This window comes from Nocardia sp. bgisy134 (genome assembly GCF_057708325.1).
This window is the reverse complement of sequence record NZ_JBYIRW010000005.1, coordinates 277,973-297,361: the sequence shown is the minus strand read 5'-3', so window position 1 is coordinate 297,361 and position 19,389 is coordinate 277,973. Positions and strand designations below refer to the sequence as shown.

Here is a 19,389-nt window from a genome sequence, read left to right as displayed (position 1 = left end):
CCGACGCTGTCGAAGCACCGCCCGCACCTCGCACATAGACTCTCGGCGTGGCGAAGATATCGATGCGTGGGCGGATCGCCCTGCGGGCCGCGGCGGCAGCGTCGTGGGCCTCGCAGAAGGCGGGACGCGGCAAGGGTTCGATGATCGGCGGCCTGATCGCGTTGAAGATCGATCCGACGATCATGGATCAGCTCGGACGCGGCAGGCGCACGGTGCTGGTGACCGGCACCAACGGCAAGTCGACGACGACGCGGATGACCACCGCCGCGCTGAGCACCCTCGGCCAGGTCGCCACACAGGCCGACGGCGCCAACATGGACGCGGGGATCGTCGCCGCGCTGAGCACGCACCAGGGTGTGCCGCTGGCCGCCATCGAGGTGGACGAACTGCATCTGCCGCACGTCAGCGATTCGCTGAACCCGGCCGCCGTGGTGTTGCTGAACCTCAGCCGCGACCAGCTGGACCGGGTCGGCGAGATCAACATGATCGAGCGCAAGCTGCGCGCCGGGCTCGCCCGCCACCCCGACACCGTGGTGATCGCGAACTGCGACGACGTGCTGGTCACCTCGATCGCCTACGACCACCCGAACGTGGTGTGGGTCGCCGCGGGCAGCGGCTGGGCGATGGACGCGACGAGCTGTCCGCGCTCCGGTGAGCCGATCGTGTGGGAGGGCACGCACTGGCGCAGCACGGGCACGGATTTCGAACGACCGCAACCGGATTGGTGGCTCGACGGGAACGATCTCGTCGGCCCCGACGGCGAACGCCACGTGCTCGAGCTGGCGCTGCCCGGCCGGGCCAACCGGGGCAACGCCGCGCAGGCGGTGGCCGCCGCGGTCGCGCTCGGCTCGGAAGCGGCCAAGGCCGTCGCGGCCGCCGGGACGGTGCGCGAGATCGCCGGGCGCTACCGCACCGTGCAGGTCGGCGAGCACGCCGCGCGACTGCTGCTCGCCAAGAACCCCGCGGGCTGGCAGGAAGCGCTGTCGATGATCGAGCCGACCGCGGCCGGGCTGGTGATCGCGGTGAACGGGCAGGTGCCCGACGGCGAGGACCTGTCCTGGCTGTGGGACGTGCGTTTCGAGCACTTCGAGGGCGTGCAGGTGGTCGCCTCGGGCGAGCGCGCCACCGACCTCGCCGTGCGGCTCACCTATGCGGGCGTCGAGCACACCACCGTGCCGGATCCGGTGCGCGCCATCGCTTCCTGTCCGCCAGGACGAGTCGAGGTGCTCGCCAACTACACCGCGTTCCGCGACCTCAACCGCGACTTGGAGAATCATGGGTGACTCGACGGTACGGATCGGCCTGGTGCTGCCCGATGTGATGGGCACCTACGGCGACGGCGGCAACGCGCTCGTGCTGCGCCAGCGGCTGCGCATGCGCGGTTACGACGCCGAGATCGTGGAAATCAAGCTGCCCGAACCGGTTCCGAACTCGCTGGACATCTACACCCTGGGCGGCGCGGAGGATTCGGCGCAGCGGCTGGCCACCCGTCATTTGCAGCGCTACCCGGGCTTGCAGGAGGCGGCCGCGAAAGGCGCTCCGGTACTGGCCATCTGCGCCGCCATCCAGGTGCTCGGCAACTGGTACGAGACCTCGTCGGGCGAGCGCGTCGACGGCGTCGGCCTCATCGACGTGACCACCTCACCGCAAGCCAAGCGCGCCATCGGCGAGGTGACGACCAGCCCCATGCTCACGGGTCTGAAAGCGCCGCTCACCGGCTTCGAAAATCATCGCGGCGGAACGAAACTCGGCCCCGCGGCGACCGGATTGGCGCGCGTCACCCGCGGCGTCGGCAACGGAGTCGGCGACGGTCTCGAGGGCGTGGTCCAGGGCTCGGTGATCGGCACCTACATGCACGGCCCCGCCCTCGCCCGCAACCCCGAACTGGCCGACCTCCTGCTCACCCGAGCCCTCGGCGTCGACGCGCTCGAGCCGCTGAACCTCCCCGAGGTCGACCAGCTCCGCCGCGAACGCCTCCGCGCCTGAGCTACACCGCCAGAATCGGCACGTCGTACTTCTGGCAGTAAGGATCCGCGGTGACGAGCGTCAGGTTCTCGCATCGAGCCTGAGCGACCAACATCCTGTCGAACGGGTCGCGGTGAATGAGTGGCAGACGCCCAGCGGCCATGGCGTGGTCGTGGCCTATGGGCAGTTCGACGAATCCGCTGGCGCGGATGCGTTCCGGGAGTTCGTCGGGTCCGGCGAGTTCGCCGAGGGCCTGCTTGATGGCGACCTCCCAGACCGTCACCGCACTCAGGTAGACGTCCGGGTCGTGATCGAGCCGGTCCTTCAGGTCACTGGCAAGCTGCGGATCGTCGTTCAGCCACCACAGTACGACGTGCGTGTCCAGCAGCAGACTCATGGCGCAAGCCCGAAGTCGTCGCCGATCGCCGCGCTGGTCTCCTCGGAGTCCCAGTCAGCGCTCAAGACCAGCTGGCCACGCAAGGAACCACGCCCGGTGCGGTCCACCCGGCGAATGAGGGGAACCACCTTGGCGATCGGGTGGCCCGCCCGGCTGATCACGATCTCCTCGCCGTGCTCGACACGTTCGAGGATGCGCGAAAGATGCGTCTTTGCCTCATGGATGTTGAACTGCTCTGCGGCATTACCCGACATGACTCCTCCTTAGCCAAGGGGTTAGTCCACGATGGCGCTTCGTGCCATCGAAACAGATAGGCGGCGTGCATGGTGGCCGCAATACTGGCAAGCGGAGTCGCGCAGCGCGTTCACACCTCGACGGGAGCGACGTCCACCGACACGGTGATCGTGCTTTCCTTGGCCTCGGTGTAGATGATGCCGCGCAACGGCGGCACATCCGCGTAGTCGCGACCCCACGCGGCGACGACGTAGCGCTCGTCGGCGAGCTGATCGTTGGTGGGGTCGAAGCCGATCCAGCGACCCGCGCGGTCGGCCTGGCCATCCCCCGGTATCCACACCGCCGCCCAGGCGTGCGTGGCATCCGCGCCGACCATGCGCGCCTTTCCGGGCGGCGGGTCGGTGGCCAGATAGCCGGACACGTACCGCGCGGCCAGTCCGTGCGACCGCAGGCAGGCCGCACCGATCCTGGCGAAATCCTGGCAGACGCCGGTGCGCGCGGCGAACACGTCGATGACCCTGGTGGAGACGTTCGTCGAGCCGGAGCGGTAGGTGAAGTCGCGGTGGATGCGGGTGGTCAGCTCGGTCACCGCGGCGAGCAGCGGACGGCCGGGTGTGAGCGATTGCGCGGCGTACGCGGTGACCTCGTCGGTGATCTCCGGCGGATGCAGGTCCAGGGTGAATTCCACGGCCAGCGGACCGTTCCCGTGGCCGGGGCGGGCGGACTCCCAGGGCAGCAGCGCCGGGCCGTCCACAGGCTCGGCGGGCGGGTCGACCTCGACAATGGACTCGGCGCCGACGACCAGCTCCCGGTGTTCGGCCGTGACGTGGAAGTAGCAGGTGGTGTTGCCGTACACGTCGGTGCCGATGGACCGGTCCGACGGCACCGGATCGATGTGCACGTCGTGCGCGAGCAGCCGCTGCCCGGGGAACTCGCGCGGCGTGAGATAGGCCCGCCCATAGGAGCTGGTGACTTGCTCGGAGTAGGAGTACGTGGTGCGATGCGCCACCCGATACCGCCGGGCCGCACCGTCGCCGCCGATCATCCGACCACCCGGGTGGTGCCCCACAGCGGCTGAATACCCACCGGCAGCGAGAGTTTCGTCGTCTCGAAGGATTCCGCGATCTTGCGCAGCCGCAGGTGCACGCCTTCGAGCAGGTCGGCCAATTCGGTGCGCCTCCCGTTCTCGTCGGTGAACTCCAGCTCGTCCGGGTCCAGGCGACGCAGCATGCGCTGGGCGTCGGCGAGCAACCGCTGCGGCCGTGAGGATCCCGAGGCGCCGGGCAGGGCGGCGAAATCCACCTCGAGCCGTTCCAGCTGATAGGCCAGCGACCGCGGGTTGCCCCTGTCGAACAGCAGCAGTCCGGCGACCGCCGAGACCCGGACCGAATCCCGGTGCCGCCGACGGTAACTCACCGAGGACTCGGCGGCCTGCAACACCGCCTCGGTGACCACCCGCTGCGCCTCCGCGGGGTAGGTCTCGGTCAAGGCCGCGGACAGCAGCGCCGTCACGGCGAGTCCGCGCTCGACGCGTTTGCCGATATCCGTGACATACCAGCCGATGTCGCGCACCACGGACTCGGACCAGATGCCGGAGAGTGAGAGCACCGCGGCGAGGGTCTGCGAATGCACCGCGGAGAGCGCCGTCTCCTGATCGCCGCCGCTGCCCCGGTATTCGGCGAGCGCCCGGTCCACCGAGCTCAGAATCATCCAGGTGTCGTGCGAGAGCTGGTCGCGCACGGCGCGCGCCGACGAGCCGTACCGATCGATCGCGAACGCCAGCGATCCGGGCAGTTCACGGTCGATGGTCAACGATTCGAGATAGTCGTGCCCCTCGCGGGACGCACCCGCCACCGCGGCCACCCAGCCGTTGCCGTGCTCGGCACCTTCCGCCGGGGGCCCCTCGACGGGGAAACCCGTTGCCGCACCGGGTGACTCGGCGTCGGCGGCATGCGGCGGACGCACGTCGTGGACGACAGCGTCGGGTGCAGTCGTGCCGGTGGTCACGGCCAGCGCCGACATCAGCACGGTCACCGCCTCCGCGCCCTCCATCCATGGCCGGTAGCGGAAGTCCTGGTAGCGGTCGTGGGTGGCCATGAGCAGGCGCACCGCCGCCTCGGCGCGCTCGCCGTAGCGGCCCATCCAGAACAGATCGTTGAGCACGCGGGGCGAGCTGATCGCCTCGACGACGGGCGCGGTTCGCCGCTCGCGCGCCTCGTGCGGGGGTTCGGCGCTGACGGCCGTCGTCGCGGCGGGCGCGGCGCGGACCCAGACGTCCTTGGCCGCGATCTTGATCACCACCCGGTCCGGCTGGGTGCGCTGGCGCAGCTGACCGAGGCCGCCCGCCATCGCGGTGTACCCGCCGCGACGAGCCATCGAGAAGAGCCGCATGCCCACCGGCGACGCCGCCAGACCGCCGTAACCCTGCACGGCCGGGGCCACCGAGAACTGGGCCGGTTCCTGGCCGACCCAGCGCCAGCCGTCCGCCTCGATGCGCCGACGCAACTCCTCGCGCATGGTGGCTGTGAGATCCGGCCCGAACAGCGTGGCGCCGTCCACCGTCGACCGGATGATCAGCTTCTCCAGATTGGCGAGCAGATGCGAACGCTCGCTCGGGTCGCCGCCCCAATACGTGGGCGCGCTGTCCAGCAGCAGGTCCTCGCCGAGCAGCGCGCGGGAGATCCGCGGCAGAAACGCCGCCAGCGCAGGGTTTTCCAGCAATCCGCTGCCCAGCGTGTTCACCACGGTCACCGCGCCGCGGCGCAGCACCTCGACCAGCCCGACCACCCCGAGATGCGAATCCGGGCGCAGGTCCAGCGGATCGGAGAATTCCGCGTCCACCCGCCGCAGCACCACGTCCACCCGCCGCAACGTGCCGAGCGAGCGCATCCACAGCGCGCCGTCGCGCACCACCAGGTCGGCGCTCTCGACCAGCGGGAAACCCAGCGTCGACGCGAGATACGCCTGATCGAAGGCGGTTTCGGACTGCACGCCCGGGCTCAGCACCACCACCACCGGATCGTCGTCGGCCACCGGCGCGGCCTCGATCAGCAGCAGCCGCATCGCCCTGGCGAACGGCGTGAGCGGGCGCGGGCTCGAATGCTCGAACGCCTCCGGGATCGCGGTCGAGACCACGCGCCGGTCGGCCAGCGCGTAACCGGCCCCCGACGGCGCCTGCGCCCAGTCGGCGATGGCGCGGAACTCGCCGTCGCTCCACCGGCTGATGTCGCAGGCGTGCAGGAACAGCTGATGCCGTCCGGGAATCGTGATGCCGTGCGCGGCGCGCACATAGCCCGTGTTGCCGAACACGACCTCCGGTGGCAGCAGCCCCGAGGTGATGGTGCGGCGCGAACCGTAGACATCGGTGAGCACTTCGTCCAATACCCGGGAGCGCTGCACCAGACCGGCCTCCAGGCGGGTCCAGTCGTCGGCGGAGACCAGCAGCGGAATCGGGTCGAGCCGCCACGGCGTCGGAATCGCGGCCTCGCCCGCCCGCACTACCTCGGTGTAGGTGATGCCGTCGTCCTCGATCAGCCTGCGCACCCTGGTGTCCAGCCTGCCGAGCCCCGCGATGCCGATCTCCACGAAGTCGGCCGAGAGCTCCGACCACATCGGCCGCACCGTGCCTTCGGCGTCGACCAGTTCGTCGTAGTAACCGCCGGTGGGCCTGCCGCATTCGTCGTAAGCGCCGCTGTGCCCACCCTCGGCCCGATACCGCGCGAACTGCTCGGCGATCTGTTCCCGCACGTCGGCGGCCGTCGCCGCCGGGGGCACCGCATCGGCGACCATGCCGACCTCACCTCCGCTGTCAGACGTCGCGCGTCCGGCCGTGACGCACGCGCGTCCGATCCGCACCGCACCGGTCGCCGACCGGTCCCCAGACGGTGCGGGCGCGACGTGAATTGCCTGCCTGGCACGTCGAAGTCGGTCGACTGTGCTGCCATCTTCGCACGTGAATCCGCGCGATCGACCCGAGTCGCGGCGTGTCCACCCCCCTCGACACGACGATTGCGACGCGATTGCGCGGCCTTTTGGGACTCTCGCGCTTGGCGCGCAACGCCTTCAGCACACGATCTTGCGCCGTGCAGTCCGCCGACACGCCCGTCCCGCCTCCCACCATCGGCCCGAGGCGAGTGCTAAGACCGAATAACCAATTGATCTCGTCAGGAGGTCCCATGCGCGTGACATGCCCATCCTGCGAATCCGCGGTAGACCACTGCCACGGCACCCTGATCGTCCACGCGGGCCGCGGCCCCGAATGCACCGACGCCGGCTGCCTCTCCTACTGCCATACTCGCCATACCTTCGTCGTCGGCTGCGGCGACATCGCAGGCGGCTGCGCCTGCGCGACCGAAACCCCGACCCGCCGCCGCGCCTGACCCGGTGCCCGAAGAAGGCACGGTAGCTCCCCGTACGCTGGCCGGGTGAACTACGACCACGTGTTGTTGCCGTCCGGTGTTGCTGCGAACCCGACCGAGGTGGAGGCGTATCTGGTCGGGCAGCAGGGGGTGGCCGAGGCCGCGGTGGTCGCGGAGATGGCGGCGGAGATCAACGAGCGGAATCTGGAGCTGCCGGAGGAGGACAGCTTCCTCAGCGAGGAGTCGGTGGGCGGGGCGGCGAACGGCGCCGTGCTGCACGTGGCGTGCCCGTACGACGCGATCGGCTACGTGCGCGAGCTGCTCTTCGACATCGCGACGCCGCGGGGCTACGCGATCTACGACCCGCAGCTCGCCTGGGTGATCGACCCGGCGGAGCACGTGCCGGTCTCCGTCACCCACGGCGGCGCGGGCACGTTCCCTTATCTCACCGAAACGCTTGTGCGGCAGTGGGTTCCGGAGCTCGCGGCGCCCAACCCGTATCTGATCGTCGAGCGGTCCGACCACGACTACATCCAGACCTATCGCGGCAAGCCCGGCGAATACACGGTCGAATACCGCGACGGCGGACCCGATCGGCACTACGGCGCCACCGTCGAGGACCCCGCCACGGTCGCGGACCTGATCTGGGCGTGGACCACCGGCGAGCGGGACGCATTCGCGCGCGTCCAGTGGACCCGCGTGGAGTTCTGACCGCTACTGGTTCTGCACGGCCAGCCGCCCCGCGAGCGCGACGAACGACGCACCGAACACCCGCCGCATCCACGTCACCACCATCGGCCGCGCGATGACATACCTGCGCACCGCCGCCGCGCACGCGCCGTAGGCCACGAACACCACGAAGGTGGCCAGCATGAAGATGCCGCTCAGCTCGAGCATGCGGGCCAGCGCGTTCGGCGCGCCCGCGGGCACGAACTGCGGCAGGAACGCGAAGAAGAAGATCGTCAGCTTCGGATTCAGGATGTTGAGCAGCACCGCCGAGGTGATCACCTGGCGTGCGCGCGGCGCGGCGCGGCCGGTCCCGGTATCGGGGATGGCGAGCGCGCCCTTGTCCCGCACCGTGTTCCACGCCATGTACAGCAGGTAGGCGACACCGAGGTACTTCAGCGTCTGGAAGGCGACGGCACTGGCGTTCAACAGCGCCGCGAGACCGGTCACCGCCGCGATCATGTGCGGGATGATGCCGAGGGTGCAGCCGAAGGCCGCGACGACGCTGGCGCGCACACCGCGGGACAGTCCAGCCGCGAGAGTGAAGAGGACGCCGGTGCCCGGGGTGGCGACGATGACGAGCGTCGTCAGCAAGAACTCGATGCTCATCCCCCGCACTGTAATCCGCGCAGCCGGACGAAGTCCCGGGAACTTACAACGCGCGCCTGCCGGAAAGGGCTCGGCCCAGGGTCAATTCGTCGGCGAATTCCAGATCGCCGCCCATGGGCAGACCGGAGGCGAGCCGGGTCACCGCGAGACCGGGGAAATCGCGCAGCATCCGCACCAGGTAGGTGGCCGTCGCCTCGCCCTCGGTGTTCGGGTCGGTCGCGATGATCACCTCGCTGACGTCCACGCCGTCCTGTTGATTGCCGATGCGCCCCAACAGCTCCCGAATGCGCAGCTGGTCGGGCCCGACACCGCTGAGCGGGTCGAGCGCTCCGCCGAGCACGTGGTAGCGGCCACGGAATTCACGGGTGCGCTCGATCGCCTGCACATCCTTGGGCTCTTCGACCACGCAGATCATGGTGCGGTCGCGGCGAGGGTCGGCGCAGATGCGGCACAGTTCGCCGTCGGAGACGGTGCCGCACACCACGCAGAACTGCACGCCGTCGCGCACCTTCTGGAGCGCGGCCTGCAACCGGTCGATCTCCGGCGGCTCCACCTGGAGCAGGTGAAACGCGATGCGCTGCGCGCTCTTCGGACCGACGCCGGGCAGCTTGCCCAGCTCGTCGATCAGATCCTGTACCGGACCCTCGTACAACCGTCCCGTCCTCGATCAGAAATCCGGCAAACCGGGCAGCGAACCGCCGCCGGAGAGCGGTCCGAGGCGCTCGGCCGCCAGCCGCTGCGCGTTGCTCATCGCGTCGTTGACCGCGCCGATCACCAGATCCTGCAGGCCCTCGACGTCATCGGGGTCGACCACCTTCGGGTCGATGGTCAGCGACACCACCTCGCCCGTCGCCTTGATCCGCACCTGGACCAGACCCCCGCCGGCCTGTCCCTCCACCTCGGAAGCCGCGATCTCGGCCTGAGCCTGCATCACCGCCTGCTGCATCTGCTGCGCTTGGGCGAGTAGTTGCTGCATGTCGAACTGACCCTCAGGCTGCACGGCTCGTCCTCTCTGGGGGAGATTGTCACGGTTCAGACTAGTCCTCCCCCGTATGCCGAGACAGCCAGCCCCGACCCGCCTAGCCTGGAGGTGGGTCGGATACCGGTTCGTGAATTCTGGAGACAGCAATGAGCACAAACCGCGTACTTCTCGTGGGCGCCATCGCGGTTTCGGCCCTCTTTCCGACCTTGTTCCCAGCTCCGGCCGCGTCGGCAGATCCCGAGGTGACCCCCGCGGCCTCCGACTACGGCGGCGGCTGCGTGCTGTATCCCGAGGACAAGGCGGCCACCCTGGATTCGCTGCGCCTCCGTTGCTCGGCCGAGCAGCAGGACGCGATCTTCCACGACTCGCCGGCCGGTGCGGTGCCGATCGGCGTCAAGGACGGCTGGGTGGTCAGGCCCGCCTACGTTCAAGGCATCACGCCGAGCCTGTGGATCGGGAAGACCTTCTACACCGGCCCCGACGGCGGCTATCTGCTGAACCGGCTGACCGGCGCGGGCACGGAAGGCTGGCGGGCCGACGTGTATCGCGCACCCGCGATCCTGGACGGCGGCCCGGCGTGGGCGCTGGACTACGACCCGTCGCCGACCCCGCCGCTCTATGACGAGATCCGCGAGGTGACCCCCGGCGTGTGGCTCGGCTACTCGTGGTGGCGCGGCGCGCTCCAGACCACCCTGCTGCTGACTTTCGCGCTTGCCTGAACGGGTCGCTTGACTCTCCCCTCACTGGAGGGTGTTCGCTGAGCGCATGACCGCGACCGTCTCGATCGGTGAGTTCGCCAGGCTGACCTACCTGAGCGTGAAGACGCTGCGCCACTACCACGACATCGAGCTACTCGAACCGGTGTCGGTCGACCCGGGCTCCGGTTACCGGCGCTACTCCACCGAGCAGGTGGCGCAGGCCCATCTGATCCGGCGGCTGCGCCGCTTGGACATGCCGCTGCCCGAGATCAAGGCCGTACTCGCCGCGCCGGACATCACCGCCCGCGACAGCGCGCTGCGTGCGCATCTGGAGCGCATGGAGGCGGAACTCCAGCGGACGCGCGCGGTGGTGACCTCGCTGCGTTCGCTGCTGACCGAGCCCGCGCCGATCTCGGTGAGCTACCGCTCGATTCCGGCGTTTCCGGCGCTGGCCGTCACCGACTTCGTCGAGCGCGACGGGATCGATTCCTGGTGCAGTCGCTCGTTCACGCTGCTCTACGAGACCTTGGCGGCCGCGGGCGTGGCCCCCGCAGGGGTCGGCGGCGCGACCTACGCGATGGACTTCTTCGAAGACGACGCCGGCGAGGTGGTCGCGTTCGTGCCGATCACGACGCGCGAGGCCATCGAACCGCCCGAGGGACTGTCGGTGCTCGAACTTCCCGCGCGCCGCTTCGCCGTCGCCGTGCACAGCGGCGCCTTCGAGGACTTCGACCGCACCTACGGCGCGCTGGGCAGCCATGTCGCCGAACACGACACCGCGCTGCCCGAACCGGTGCGCGAGCTCTACCTGGTGGCCCCGAACGACACCGACGACCCCACCGAATACCTCACCGAAGTCTGCTGGCCCATCGGCGGACGCTGAGACAGGAGAGAACGACCATGACGCTGTCCATCGCCAACGTCACCTTCGATTGCGAGAATGCCGCTGCGCTCGCCGGATTCTGGGCGGAGCTGCTCGAACAGCGCGTCGACGAGGAGGCCAGTGAGTTCTTCGCGACCGTCGGACGGGCATCGGGACATTCGCCGTTGCTGATGTTCATCAAGGTGCCGGACAAGACGCCGGGCAAGAACGTCGTGCACCTGGACCTGCAAGCGCCGGATTGGCGCGATCACGTCGAGCGCGCGGTCGCCCTCGGCGCGAAGCACGTCGCCGATTTCGACGAGTACGGGCAGCAATGGGCCACGCTGGCCGACCCGGAGGGCAACCTGTTCGATATCGGCGCCGCTTGACGATCGCCGAACGCAGCGGCCGGGCCCTGTTCCAGGACCCGGCCGCTGCTTCGCTCGATTCGGATTCGAGCTCAAGCCAATTCGCGCCGCAGGTTCTCCAGTACCTCGGCCTGGATCTTCTTCAGCCCCAGCGGCGCGAAGATGCCCTCGAAGATGCCCGAGATGCCGCCCGCGCCCTTCCAGGTCGTGCGCAGTGTGACCTGCGCGCCGTCGCCCTCCGGCGTCACGGTCCAGGTGTTCACCATGGTGGAGTTCGAGTCGCGCTCGGTGACAATGGAATCCGACACCGAAACGACGGCGTGCACATTGCGCGAGCGCTTTTCGGTGGCCTGCAAAGTCCATTCGGCCACGGTGCCCGCGCCCTTGCCGCCCTCGACGACCTTGTAGTCGCGGTAGTGCGGAGAGAGGATGCGCGGACGCACCGTCACGTAGTCCGCGATGGCGTCGAGCGCGCGCTTCGGATCCGCGGCGACGGTGATCGAACTGCTGGCGCTGACCTGTCCCACAATGAGCTCCTTGTCCGGATGCGGTGTCTCGACCGCCCCCTATCCTGCCCTGCGCCCTTGCCGCTTCGCTCGCCAGCCCGATCTTGTTCCGATTCGTGTCCGATGACGTGACTGCCACCTCGAACACCGGGTATTCCCGATGCAACATTCCCGTGACATTTATCCCGGCTCGATCAATTCTCAGTGGCTGTAGGTCACGGTGCGTACTAGCGTCGAGGGGTGGCAGTGAGTCTGTTGGGGAAGGCCGGTCACAGTCCGGCCGCACGCGAATCAGGGTTTGCCGCGCATCGAGCGGGTGTGGATCGCCTCCTGGCGAGTTATCGCGCCATACCCGCGAACGCCAACGTGCGGCTGGCGAAGAAGACCTCGAACCTGTTCCGGGCGAGGGCCAAGAACACCGCACCCGGCCTGGACGTCTCGGGACTCACCTCGGTGATCGCGGTGGACAGCGCCGCGCGAACCGCCGACGTCGCAGGCATGACCACCTACGAGGACCTGGTGGCCGCGACCCTGCCGTACGGGCTGGCGCCGCTGGTGGTTCCGCAGCTCAAGACCATCACGCTCGGCGGCGCGGTCACCGGACTCGGCATCGAGTCCACCTCGTTCCGCAACGGCCTCCCGCACGAGTCCGTGCTGGAGATGGACGTGCTGACCGGAGCGGGCGAGTTGATCACCGCGCGGCCGGACGGCGAGCACGCGGATCTGTTCCGCGGCTTCCCCAATTCCTACGGCACGCTCGGCTACACCGTCCGGCTGAAGATCGAGCTCGAGCGGGTCGAGCCCTATGTGGCGCTGCGCCACGTGCGATTCCGCGACCTGCGGGAACTGGAGGCCGCGATCGCGCGGATCGTGGACGAGAAGTCCTACGACGGCGAGCGGGTCGACTACCTGGACGGCGTCGTCTTCACCGCCGACGAGAGCTACCTGACCCTCGGCAGGCAGACCGACGAGCCGGGCCCGGTCAGCGACTACACCGGGATGGACATCTACTACCGCTCGATCCAGCACGGATCCGCCGAACCCACGCGCGATCGCCTCACCATCCACGACTACCTGTGGCGCTGGGACACCGACTGGTTCTGGTGCTCGCGGGCATTCGGCACGCAGAACCCGAGGATCCGGCGGTTCTGGCCGAAGCGCTACCGGCGCAGCAGCTTCTACTGGAAACTGGTCGCCCTCGACCACAAGTACGACATCGGCGACAAGCTGGAGGCCCGCAAGGGCAACCCGCCGCGCGAACGGGTGGTGCAGGACATCGAGGTCCCGGTGGAGCGCACCGCGGATTTCGTCGAGTGGTTCCTGCGCGAGATCCCGATCGAGCCGATCTGGCTGTGCCCGCTGCGCTTGCGGGACACGGGCGCGCCCGCCGCGACGAGCGGACGCGCCTGGCCGCTCTACCCGATCGAGCCGAACCGGACCTACGTCAACGTGGGATTCTGGTCGGCCGTGCCCACCGTTCCCGGACAGCAGGAGGGCGCGGCCAACCGCGCCATCGAACGCACGGTGACCGAATTCGACGGGCACAAATCGCTGTACTCGGACGCTTTCTACGACGAGGACGAGTTCGCGGCGCTCTACGGCGGCGAGATTTACACCGAAGTGAAGAAACGCTACGACCCGGACCAGCGCTTGCTGGATTTGTATTCGAAGGCGGTGCAGAGGAAATGACGACTTTCAAGGACCGTTCCGACGTGTTCGCGGATCTGGGAACCAAGCTGAGCATTGCCGAGATCTTCGAGAGCCTCGTCGACGGCGAGGTCCCGATTCGCCTGACCGCCTACGACGGCAGCGCGACCGGGCCGGAGGATTCGGACTACACCCTCGACATCAAGACGCCGCGCGGCATCAACTACCTGGCCACCGCGCCCGGTGATCTCGGCATGGCGCGCGCCTACATCGCGGGCGACATGACCGCCTCCGGCGTCCACCCCGGCGACCCGTACGACCTCCTGAAGGCGATGCAGGACTTGAATTTCCGGCGTCCCTCGGCGCTCGCGCTGGTCACCATCGCACGCTCGCTCGGGTGGGAGCGGCTCAAGCCGGTCGCGCCGCCGCCGCAGGAGACGCTGCCGCGCTGGCGCCGGATCGCATTCGAGGGCCTGCGCCACTCCAAGACCCGCGACGCGGAGGCCATCCACCACCACTACGACGTCTCGAACGCCTTCTACGAGCACGTCCTCGGCTCCTCGATGACCTACACCTGCGCGGTCTACGGCGACGAGAACTGGACGCTGGAGCAGGCCCAGGAGAACAAGTACCGCTTGGTCTTCGACAAGTTGCGGCTGAAGGAAGGCGACCGGCTGCTCGACATCGGCTGCGGCTGGGGCGGCATGGTGCGCTACGCGGCGCGGCGCGGCGTGAAGGTCATCGGCGCGACGCTCTCCGCGGAACAGGCCGAATGGGCGCAGCGCAAGATCGCCGAAGAAGGGCTCGCCGATCTGGCCGAGGTGCGCCACTCGGACTACCGCGACGTGCCCGAGGGCGAGTTCGACGCGGTGTCCTCCATCGGCCTCACCGAGCACATCGGCGTGCACAACTACCCGTTCTACTTCGAATTCATCAAGAGCAAGCTGCGCGACGGCGGCCTGTTCCTGAACCACTGCATCACCCGGCCGGACAACACCCGCACCACCAAGGCGGGCGATTTCATCGACCGGTACGTGTTTCCGGACGGCGAACTGATCGGCTCCGGCCGCATCATCTCCGAGATCCAGAACATCGGGCTCGAGGTGCTGCACGAGGAGAACCTGCGCGAGCACTACGCGCTGACCCTGCACGAATGGTGCAAGAACCTGGTCGCCAACTGGGACGCCTGCGTCGAGGAAGTCGGCGAGGGCACCGCCAAGGTATGGGGTCTGTACATGGCGGGATGCCGGCTCGGCTTCCAGCGCAACGTGGTTCAGCTGCACCAGGTGCTCGGGGTCAAGCTGCCCGCCGACAGAACGTGGACGGTCCCGCTGCGCCCCTGGTGGGAGGCGTGACCCGCTGACGCTGGTTCGCGACCGGCATCGCTCGGCTCAGCCGGTCGACGTGTACCCGCCGATGCACGCGGATTCGTAGCGCTGCCCGCTTGTCAGTCCAGGAGTTCTTCCAGGAACACGGCGGGTAGCGTCACGTCCTCGAGCTGATCGGGCGCGGCGTGCATCTCGGTGAGCAGCACGCGCAGGATGGCGACCACGCCCGGTCCGGCGTCGAGCAGCGGGCGGGTCCAACCCAGTTCCGCGCAGGTGGCGGCGGCGGGAAGCAGCAGGCCCGCGGCCTCACCGACCCAGCCGGAGGCGGCGAGGCATTCGGCGAGCAGCAGGGCGGTGTCCAATTCCGCTCGGGGACGGTCCTGTTCGAGCATCCGGCCGTGCAAGGCGCGGGCGCGGCGCACGGCGGTGTCGTCCGAGTGCAGGGCCTTGCGCGCGAGCAGGCCGCGGATACCGGCGAGCTCCTCGGCTTCGGCCGTGAGCGCGGCGGAGCCGACCAAGCGGTGATGCACGACGCCGAGCGCCTCCGCCTGCCCGTCGCCGTGCGCCACGGCCTCGACCGGCAGGCCGAGCCGCAACCGTTCGGCGCGGATGTGCGCGGCCAGCCGGACCAAGCGCTGCTCGGCGGCCACGCGGGCGCCGTCGTCCAGCCGGGCCGCCGCGGTGGCGAGATCGCCGCGCACCGCCTTCACCCTGGCGCCGGTGACGAATGTCGAGATCAGGAAGTCGACCGGACCGACCCGGGTGACCAGCTGGTGGCTCTCGTCCAGCAGCCGGTCGGCGGTGTCGAGATCGCCTCGGCGATAGTTCAATTCGCCGAGCAGCGCCGAGGCCACCCGCACCGCGTCGGTACGCGGACCCGAGCGGAGCCTGGCCGTCTCCCACGCCTGCTGGAAACACTGGGTCGCGGTGGCGATATCGAGCTGCTCGTAGGCCGCCGCGCCCTGCCCGCACAGACCGAACACCGAACCGAGCGGATCCTTCGAGACGGCGTGGTATCGGGTCGCCCACTCCTGGATCGAGCGAGCGCCGTCGAAATCGAACTCGCACAGCCGCACGAACGAGATGAGGTTCGCCGCGGTGGACACGGTCCAGGCGGGCAGCTCGTCCGCATGCTCCAGGCATCCCTCGATCCGATCGAGCACGCCCTCGGTGTGGTCCCGCGCGATCTGGTCGGCGGCGGCGAGTACCGTGGCCTCCCACCGCTGCTGGACCACGTCGGCGTCGCCCGACGAGCCGCGGGCCAGCATGTTCGACAGTCTGCCGAGCGCGCTGCGCGCCGCGGTGGACTGCTGCAGATTCACGTTCGCCCGTGCCACCGCCATCAGCAGCTTGGATCGCGAAGCGACCTGCTGCACGGGCAGTTTCGACACCGTGCCGAGCAGGGTGGCCAGCCGGGAGGCGTCGATCAGATCCATGCCGCCGCCCTCGAGCAGGTCGAGCGCCATCTTCAGATCCGCCGCGGCCAGCGCGTGGTCCACCGACTTGCGTAGCAACTGATGTTCGGCGTACCAGCGGGAGGCCTTGCGATGCTGCGACTTCAGTTTGCCGGGTTGCGTCCGCTCCAACCGGGCCCGCAGATGCTCGGCGAACAGCGGCTGCATCCGGTACCACTCCGGATCGTGCTCGATGCGGCGCAGGAACAGCTCACGCTGCTCGGCTTGGGCGAGCAGCAGCTCGGCCTCGCTGTCGTCGGACAGCGCGGCGGCCAGCGGAGCCGAGACGCGCTCGGTCACCGAGATCGCGGTGAGGAAATCCAGCATTCGCGGTTCGAGCGCGTCGAGCACGTTCTCGGCGAGGTATTCGCGGATGCCGTGACTGCCCTCCGACAGCGTCGCGATCAACTGGTCGGCGTCGACGTTGCCGCGCAGCGAGAGGCTGATCAGCTGAATGGCGGCGGGCCAGCCGTCGGTCGTCTCGTGGATCTGCTCCAGCTGGGCCTCGGTGAGCGCGAAACCGTTGCGCTCCACCAGGATCTGCTTCGTCTCGGCCATGGTCAGCCGCAGCGCCGCCGAACCGATCTCGACCAGTTCGTCGTGTACTCGCATCCGGCTGGTCGGCAGCCCGGACTGTTCCCTGCTGGTCACCACGAAGCGCAGGTGGTGGCAGCCGTTGTCGAGCAGCGACTCCATCACGCGGTGCGTGCCGGGATCGCTGACGCGATGCCAGTCGTCGACCACCACCACGATGGTCTCCTCGCCCGCGTGAATCTCGTTGATGAGGGTCGTCATGACGTAGCCGACCGCATCGCCCGCGCGTTCCTCGAGCGCTCGGTCGAGACCGGCGCCGATATCGGGCCGCACCCGGTGGATGGCCTGGATGAGGTGGGCGAGGAACCAGATCTCGTTGTCGTCGTCCTGGTCGATGCCGATCCACGCGACCGGCACGCCGCCGCCCGCCAGCTCCGCGCGCCACTGCGCGGCCACCATGCTCTTGCCGAAACCGGCGGGGGCGTGGATCATCGCGAGCCTGCGACGGCCGCCGCCGCGCAGGATGTCCATCAGGCGTGGTCGCGGCACCGGTTCGAGGACCGGAGTGGGCGGGTGGAACTTCGTCGCCGCGGTGGGCGGCATGGTGGCCGAACCGCCGGGATGCCGCGACACGGCGGGGCGCAGCGTCAACGGCCAGCTGCGCCGGGTGACCGCGCGCCCGGTGCGCGTGGACGGTTGCGCTTCGACCGGGTGCTCGCCATCGGGTTCTTCGAGCGACACGGCGGTGTCCAGCAGCGCCATCTCGTCGGGCAACTGCTCGTGCTCCCGCTGCACCGAGCGCAGCAACATGCCGAATTCGAACGCCGACTCCGGTCGATCGGCCGGGTCGGGCGCCATGGCCTGCTCGATCGCGTCGGCCACATCGGGCGGGATGTCCTGTTCGCGCAGATCCGGCACCGGCTGGGTGGTGATCCGCAGGAACTGCGCCACCACCTTCTCCCCCGCCTGCCTCTCGAAGGCCGCGTGGCCGGTGAGCAGCGCGAACAGCGTCGCGCCGAGACCGTAGATGTCGGAGCGGACGGTCGGCTCCTCGCCCTTGAGCACTTCCGGCGCGGTGAACGCGGGCGAGCCGGTGATCATGCTGCTCGAGGTGCGGAAGCCGCCGGGGATCCGCGCGATGCCGAAATCGGTGAGCTGCGGTTCGCCGTAGCCGCTGAGCAGCACGTTGGCGGGCTTGACGTCGCGATGCAGGATCTGCGCCCGGTGCGCGCTCTCGATCGCACCCGCCAGCTTCACCCCGGCGCGCAGCGAATCGGCCCACGTGAGCGGGCCCCGTTCGCGGATGAGCTGTTCCAGCGAGCCGTGCGTGCAGTACGGCATCACGATGATCGGCATTCCGCTGGCGGTGACGTCCACCTGCAGGATGTCGACGATGTTGGGGTGGCCGGAGAGCCTGCCCATGGCCTGCTCCTCGCGGAGGAAGCGCTCGCGGCTCTCGACGTCGATCTCGGAGGAGAGCACCTTCACCGCGACGACCCGTTCCAGCGCGGTCTGCAGGCAGCGGTACACCACGCCGAATCCACCCCTGCCGATCTCGACCGCGCCGGAGAGACCCATCACCTCGAGCTCGTCGGCGATGCCGATCGGCTCGTTGCGCTGGGTGTCCGCGCCGCGCCGAGTTTCCCCGACGCGTTGCGTTTCCGCGGCACGCTGCGGGTCGTCCACCCCGGGCTGGGCATTCGAATCGGCCTGGGACGCTTCGGGACTCACCTTGCCCGAGCCCGCCTGTGGATTCACGTGACCACCTCGAACTCACATCGAATCGGCGTCACCGGCGATCGTGGAACATGCCGACGTCGGGCACCGGGGGTCCGGTGTCCGAATCGCCTGCGCATACTCCAACGTAGCGCGGTGTACGGCCGGTTGGGTGGAGATTGCCGCAGTGTCGTCCCCACCTGCGACGGCCGCGTGATCAGCGCTCGGCGGCCGGCCTCGTGTCGGGCGCGAAGAGGAACGAGATCCGCTCCATGACGTTGCCGCGCTTGGTGTTGTGGAAGGCCGCGATCAGCCAGCGTCCGTCCTGCTCGACCAGGGTGTAGGTCTGGGTCTTGGTCAGCTCGTCGGCGCTCTTGCGGTCGCCCTTGTAGGTGTCGCCGCGGCTGGTGACCACCGCCGTGTCGGGACCGTAGAACCGGATGCCGAGGTAGGAGTCGGCGAGCTTGGTGCCCTTCAGGAAACCGTCGAACAGCGCGCGGTGGGCTTCGACGAGATCGGTCTTGCCCTCGTAGTAGGTGCCGACGTAGGTGGTGTACGTGGCGTCCTCGGTGAAGACGCTGCCGAAGGCGTCCGCGTCGCCCGCGGCCCACGCGTCGGTGAGCCGGTCGAGAACGGCGCAGATCTCCGCGACGGCCTCCGGCGTCGCGGCCGCCCCGGACGGGACGACGGTCGCGCAGTCCGAGGTCCCCAGATTGCGGACCTCGGAGGTCTTGTCCAGCCAGAGGTATCCGCCGCCCGCGGCGAGTCCGAGAACGAGAGCCGACGCGGCGAGGATGCGGACGGCCTTGCGGCGACGCGGGTGCGCGGTGCTGGTTGTGGGCGAATCGATGGTGGTCATGACGTCCTCCGTGATAGGTTTCTGCTTAGAAGAACTTTCTTCGCCGAAGATTTCTCTTTGTTGAAGAAGAGATTAGGAGACGGAGGCAATCGTGTCAACAGGGCGATCGGATGGAACGCGACCGGACGCGCCGCAATCGGCTCCGG

General features: G+C 69.0%; 19 protein-coding genes. 9 read left to right on the top strand and 10 right to left on the bottom strand.

The window, feature by feature from the left end:
• The first annotated feature begins 62 nt into the window (after positions 1 to 62).
• Positions 63 to 1,283 carry a Mur ligase family protein gene (locus tag AC3ERS_RS12190; RefSeq protein WP_431966799.1) on the top strand — a complete coding sequence of 407 codons (1,221 nt, stop codon included), beginning with the start codon at positions 63 to 65 and terminating at the stop codon, positions 1,281 to 1,283.
• Positions 1,276 to 1,986 carry a type 1 glutamine amidotransferase gene (locus AC3ERS_RS12185; RefSeq protein WP_431966662.1) on the top strand — a complete coding sequence of 237 codons (711 nt, stop codon included), beginning with the start codon at positions 1,276 to 1,278 and terminating at the stop codon, positions 1,984 to 1,986. The genes AC3ERS_RS12190 and AC3ERS_RS12185 overlap by 8 nt, the downstream gene beginning before the upstream one ends.
• 1 nt (position 1,987) lies before the next feature.
• Here the strand turns inward: AC3ERS_RS12185 and AC3ERS_RS12180 are convergent, their stop codons facing one another.
• From AC3ERS_RS12180 to AC3ERS_RS12165, 4 genes are all read right to left on the bottom strand, one after another.
• On the bottom strand, positions 1,988 to 2,362 hold the full coding sequence (locus tag AC3ERS_RS12180) for a type II toxin-antitoxin system VapC family toxin (RefSeq protein ID WP_431966660.1): 375 nt from the start codon (positions 2,360 to 2,362) through the stop codon (positions 1,988 to 1,990).
• Positions 2,359 to 2,616 carry a type II toxin-antitoxin system Phd/YefM family antitoxin gene (locus tag AC3ERS_RS12175; RefSeq protein WP_431966658.1) on the bottom strand — a complete coding sequence of 86 codons (258 nt, stop codon included), beginning with the start codon at positions 2,614 to 2,616 and terminating at the stop codon, positions 2,359 to 2,361. Before AC3ERS_RS12175 ends, AC3ERS_RS12180 begins: the two co-directional genes overlap by 4 nt.
• 110 nt (positions 2,617 to 2,726) lie before the next feature.
• Positions 2,727 to 3,641: a transglutaminase family protein gene (locus AC3ERS_RS12170; protein ID WP_431966655.1), complete on the bottom strand. Its 915-nt coding sequence runs from the start codon at positions 3,639 to 3,641 to the stop codon at positions 2,727 to 2,729.
• Positions 3,638 to 6,385, bottom strand: a complete 2,748-nt coding sequence (locus AC3ERS_RS12165) for a circularly permuted type 2 ATP-grasp protein (RefSeq protein ID WP_431966653.1) — start codon at positions 6,383 to 6,385, stop codon at positions 3,638 to 3,640. The genes AC3ERS_RS12170 and AC3ERS_RS12165 overlap by 4 nt, the downstream gene beginning before the upstream one ends.
• 386 nt (positions 6,386 to 6,771) lie before the next feature.
• Between AC3ERS_RS12165 and AC3ERS_RS12160 the strand changes: the two genes are divergently transcribed.
• Positions 6,772 to 6,975, top strand: coding sequence for a hypothetical protein (locus tag AC3ERS_RS12160; RefSeq protein WP_431966651.1), 204 nt, complete (start codon positions 6,772 to 6,774; stop codon positions 6,973 to 6,975).
• A 45-nt stretch (positions 6,976 to 7,020) separates the two neighbouring features.
• Entirely contained in the window at positions 7,021 to 7,665 is a 645-nt protein-coding gene (locus AC3ERS_RS12155) for a hypothetical protein (protein ID WP_431966649.1), read from the top strand.
• 3 nt (positions 7,666 to 7,668) lie between these two features.
• On the opposite strand, the gene AC3ERS_RS12150 is transcribed toward AC3ERS_RS12155, so the two are convergent.
• From AC3ERS_RS12150 to AC3ERS_RS12140, 3 genes are read right to left on the bottom strand one after another with little or no spacing between them, the layout of a single operon-like run.
• Entirely contained in the window at positions 7,669 to 8,289 is a 621-nt protein-coding gene (locus tag AC3ERS_RS12150; RefSeq protein ID WP_431966647.1) for a LysE family translocator, read from the bottom strand.
• A 43-nt stretch (positions 8,290 to 8,332) separates the two neighbouring features.
• On the bottom strand, positions 8,333 to 8,941 hold the full coding sequence (recR, locus tag AC3ERS_RS12145) for a recombination mediator RecR (protein ID WP_431966645.1): 609 nt from the start codon (positions 8,939 to 8,941) through the stop codon (positions 8,333 to 8,335).
• 15 nt (positions 8,942 to 8,956) lie between these two features.
• Complete coding sequence (locus AC3ERS_RS12140) at positions 8,957 to 9,289, bottom strand: YbaB/EbfC family nucleoid-associated protein (RefSeq protein ID WP_431966643.1); 333 nt, start codon at positions 9,287 to 9,289, stop codon at positions 8,957 to 8,959.
• A 128-nt stretch (positions 9,290 to 9,417) separates the two neighbouring features.
• Here AC3ERS_RS12140 and AC3ERS_RS12135 point away from each other — a divergent pair, with 128 nt between their 5' ends.
• From AC3ERS_RS12135 to AC3ERS_RS12125, 3 genes are read left to right on the top strand one after another with little or no spacing between them, the layout of a single operon-like run.
• Complete coding sequence (locus tag AC3ERS_RS12135; protein ID WP_431966641.1) at positions 9,418 to 9,990, top strand: hypothetical protein; 573 nt, start codon at positions 9,418 to 9,420, stop codon at positions 9,988 to 9,990.
• Between the two features lie 46 nt (positions 9,991 to 10,036).
• Complete coding sequence (locus AC3ERS_RS12130; RefSeq protein WP_431966639.1) at positions 10,037 to 10,852, top strand: MerR family transcriptional regulator; 816 nt, start codon at positions 10,037 to 10,039, stop codon at positions 10,850 to 10,852.
• Positions 10,853 to 10,869: 17 nt separating this feature from the next.
• Positions 10,870 to 11,220 (top strand): VOC family protein, encoded by a 351-nt coding sequence (locus AC3ERS_RS12125; protein WP_431966637.1) that lies wholly within the window; start codon positions 10,870 to 10,872, stop codon positions 11,218 to 11,220.
• Between the two features lie 71 nt (positions 11,221 to 11,291).
• Here AC3ERS_RS12125 and AC3ERS_RS12120 read toward each other — a convergent pair whose 3' ends face one another.
• Entirely contained in the window at positions 11,292 to 11,726 is a 435-nt protein-coding gene (locus AC3ERS_RS12120; RefSeq protein ID WP_431966635.1) for an SRPBCC family protein, read from the bottom strand.
• A gap of 225 nt (positions 11,727 to 11,951) precedes the next feature.
• On the opposite strand from AC3ERS_RS12120, the gene AC3ERS_RS12115 reads away from it, so the two are divergent.
• Both AC3ERS_RS12115 and AC3ERS_RS12110 read left to right on the top strand, forming a co-directional pair.
• Positions 11,952 to 13,394, top strand: coding sequence for an FAD-binding oxidoreductase (locus AC3ERS_RS12115; RefSeq protein WP_431966797.1), 1,443 nt, complete (start codon positions 11,952 to 11,954; stop codon positions 13,392 to 13,394).
• Positions 13,391 to 14,707, top strand: coding sequence for a class I SAM-dependent methyltransferase (locus AC3ERS_RS12110; RefSeq protein ID WP_431966633.1), 1,317 nt, complete (start codon positions 13,391 to 13,393; stop codon positions 14,705 to 14,707). Before AC3ERS_RS12115 ends, AC3ERS_RS12110 begins: the two co-directional genes overlap by 4 nt.
• A gap of 92 nt (positions 14,708 to 14,799) precedes the next feature.
• Here the strand turns inward: AC3ERS_RS12110 and AC3ERS_RS12105 are convergent, their stop codons facing one another.
• Both AC3ERS_RS12105 and AC3ERS_RS12100 read right to left on the bottom strand, forming a co-directional pair.
• Complete coding sequence (locus tag AC3ERS_RS12105) at positions 14,800 to 18,426, bottom strand: protein kinase domain-containing protein (protein WP_431966631.1); 3,627 nt, start codon at positions 18,424 to 18,426, stop codon at positions 14,800 to 14,802.
• Positions 18,427 to 18,601: 175 nt separating this feature from the next.
• Positions 18,602 to 19,243: an SgcJ/EcaC family oxidoreductase gene (locus tag AC3ERS_RS12100; protein ID WP_431966629.1), complete on the bottom strand. Its 642-nt coding sequence runs from the start codon at positions 19,241 to 19,243 to the stop codon at positions 18,602 to 18,604.
• Positions 19,244 to 19,389: the final 146 nt, after the last annotated feature.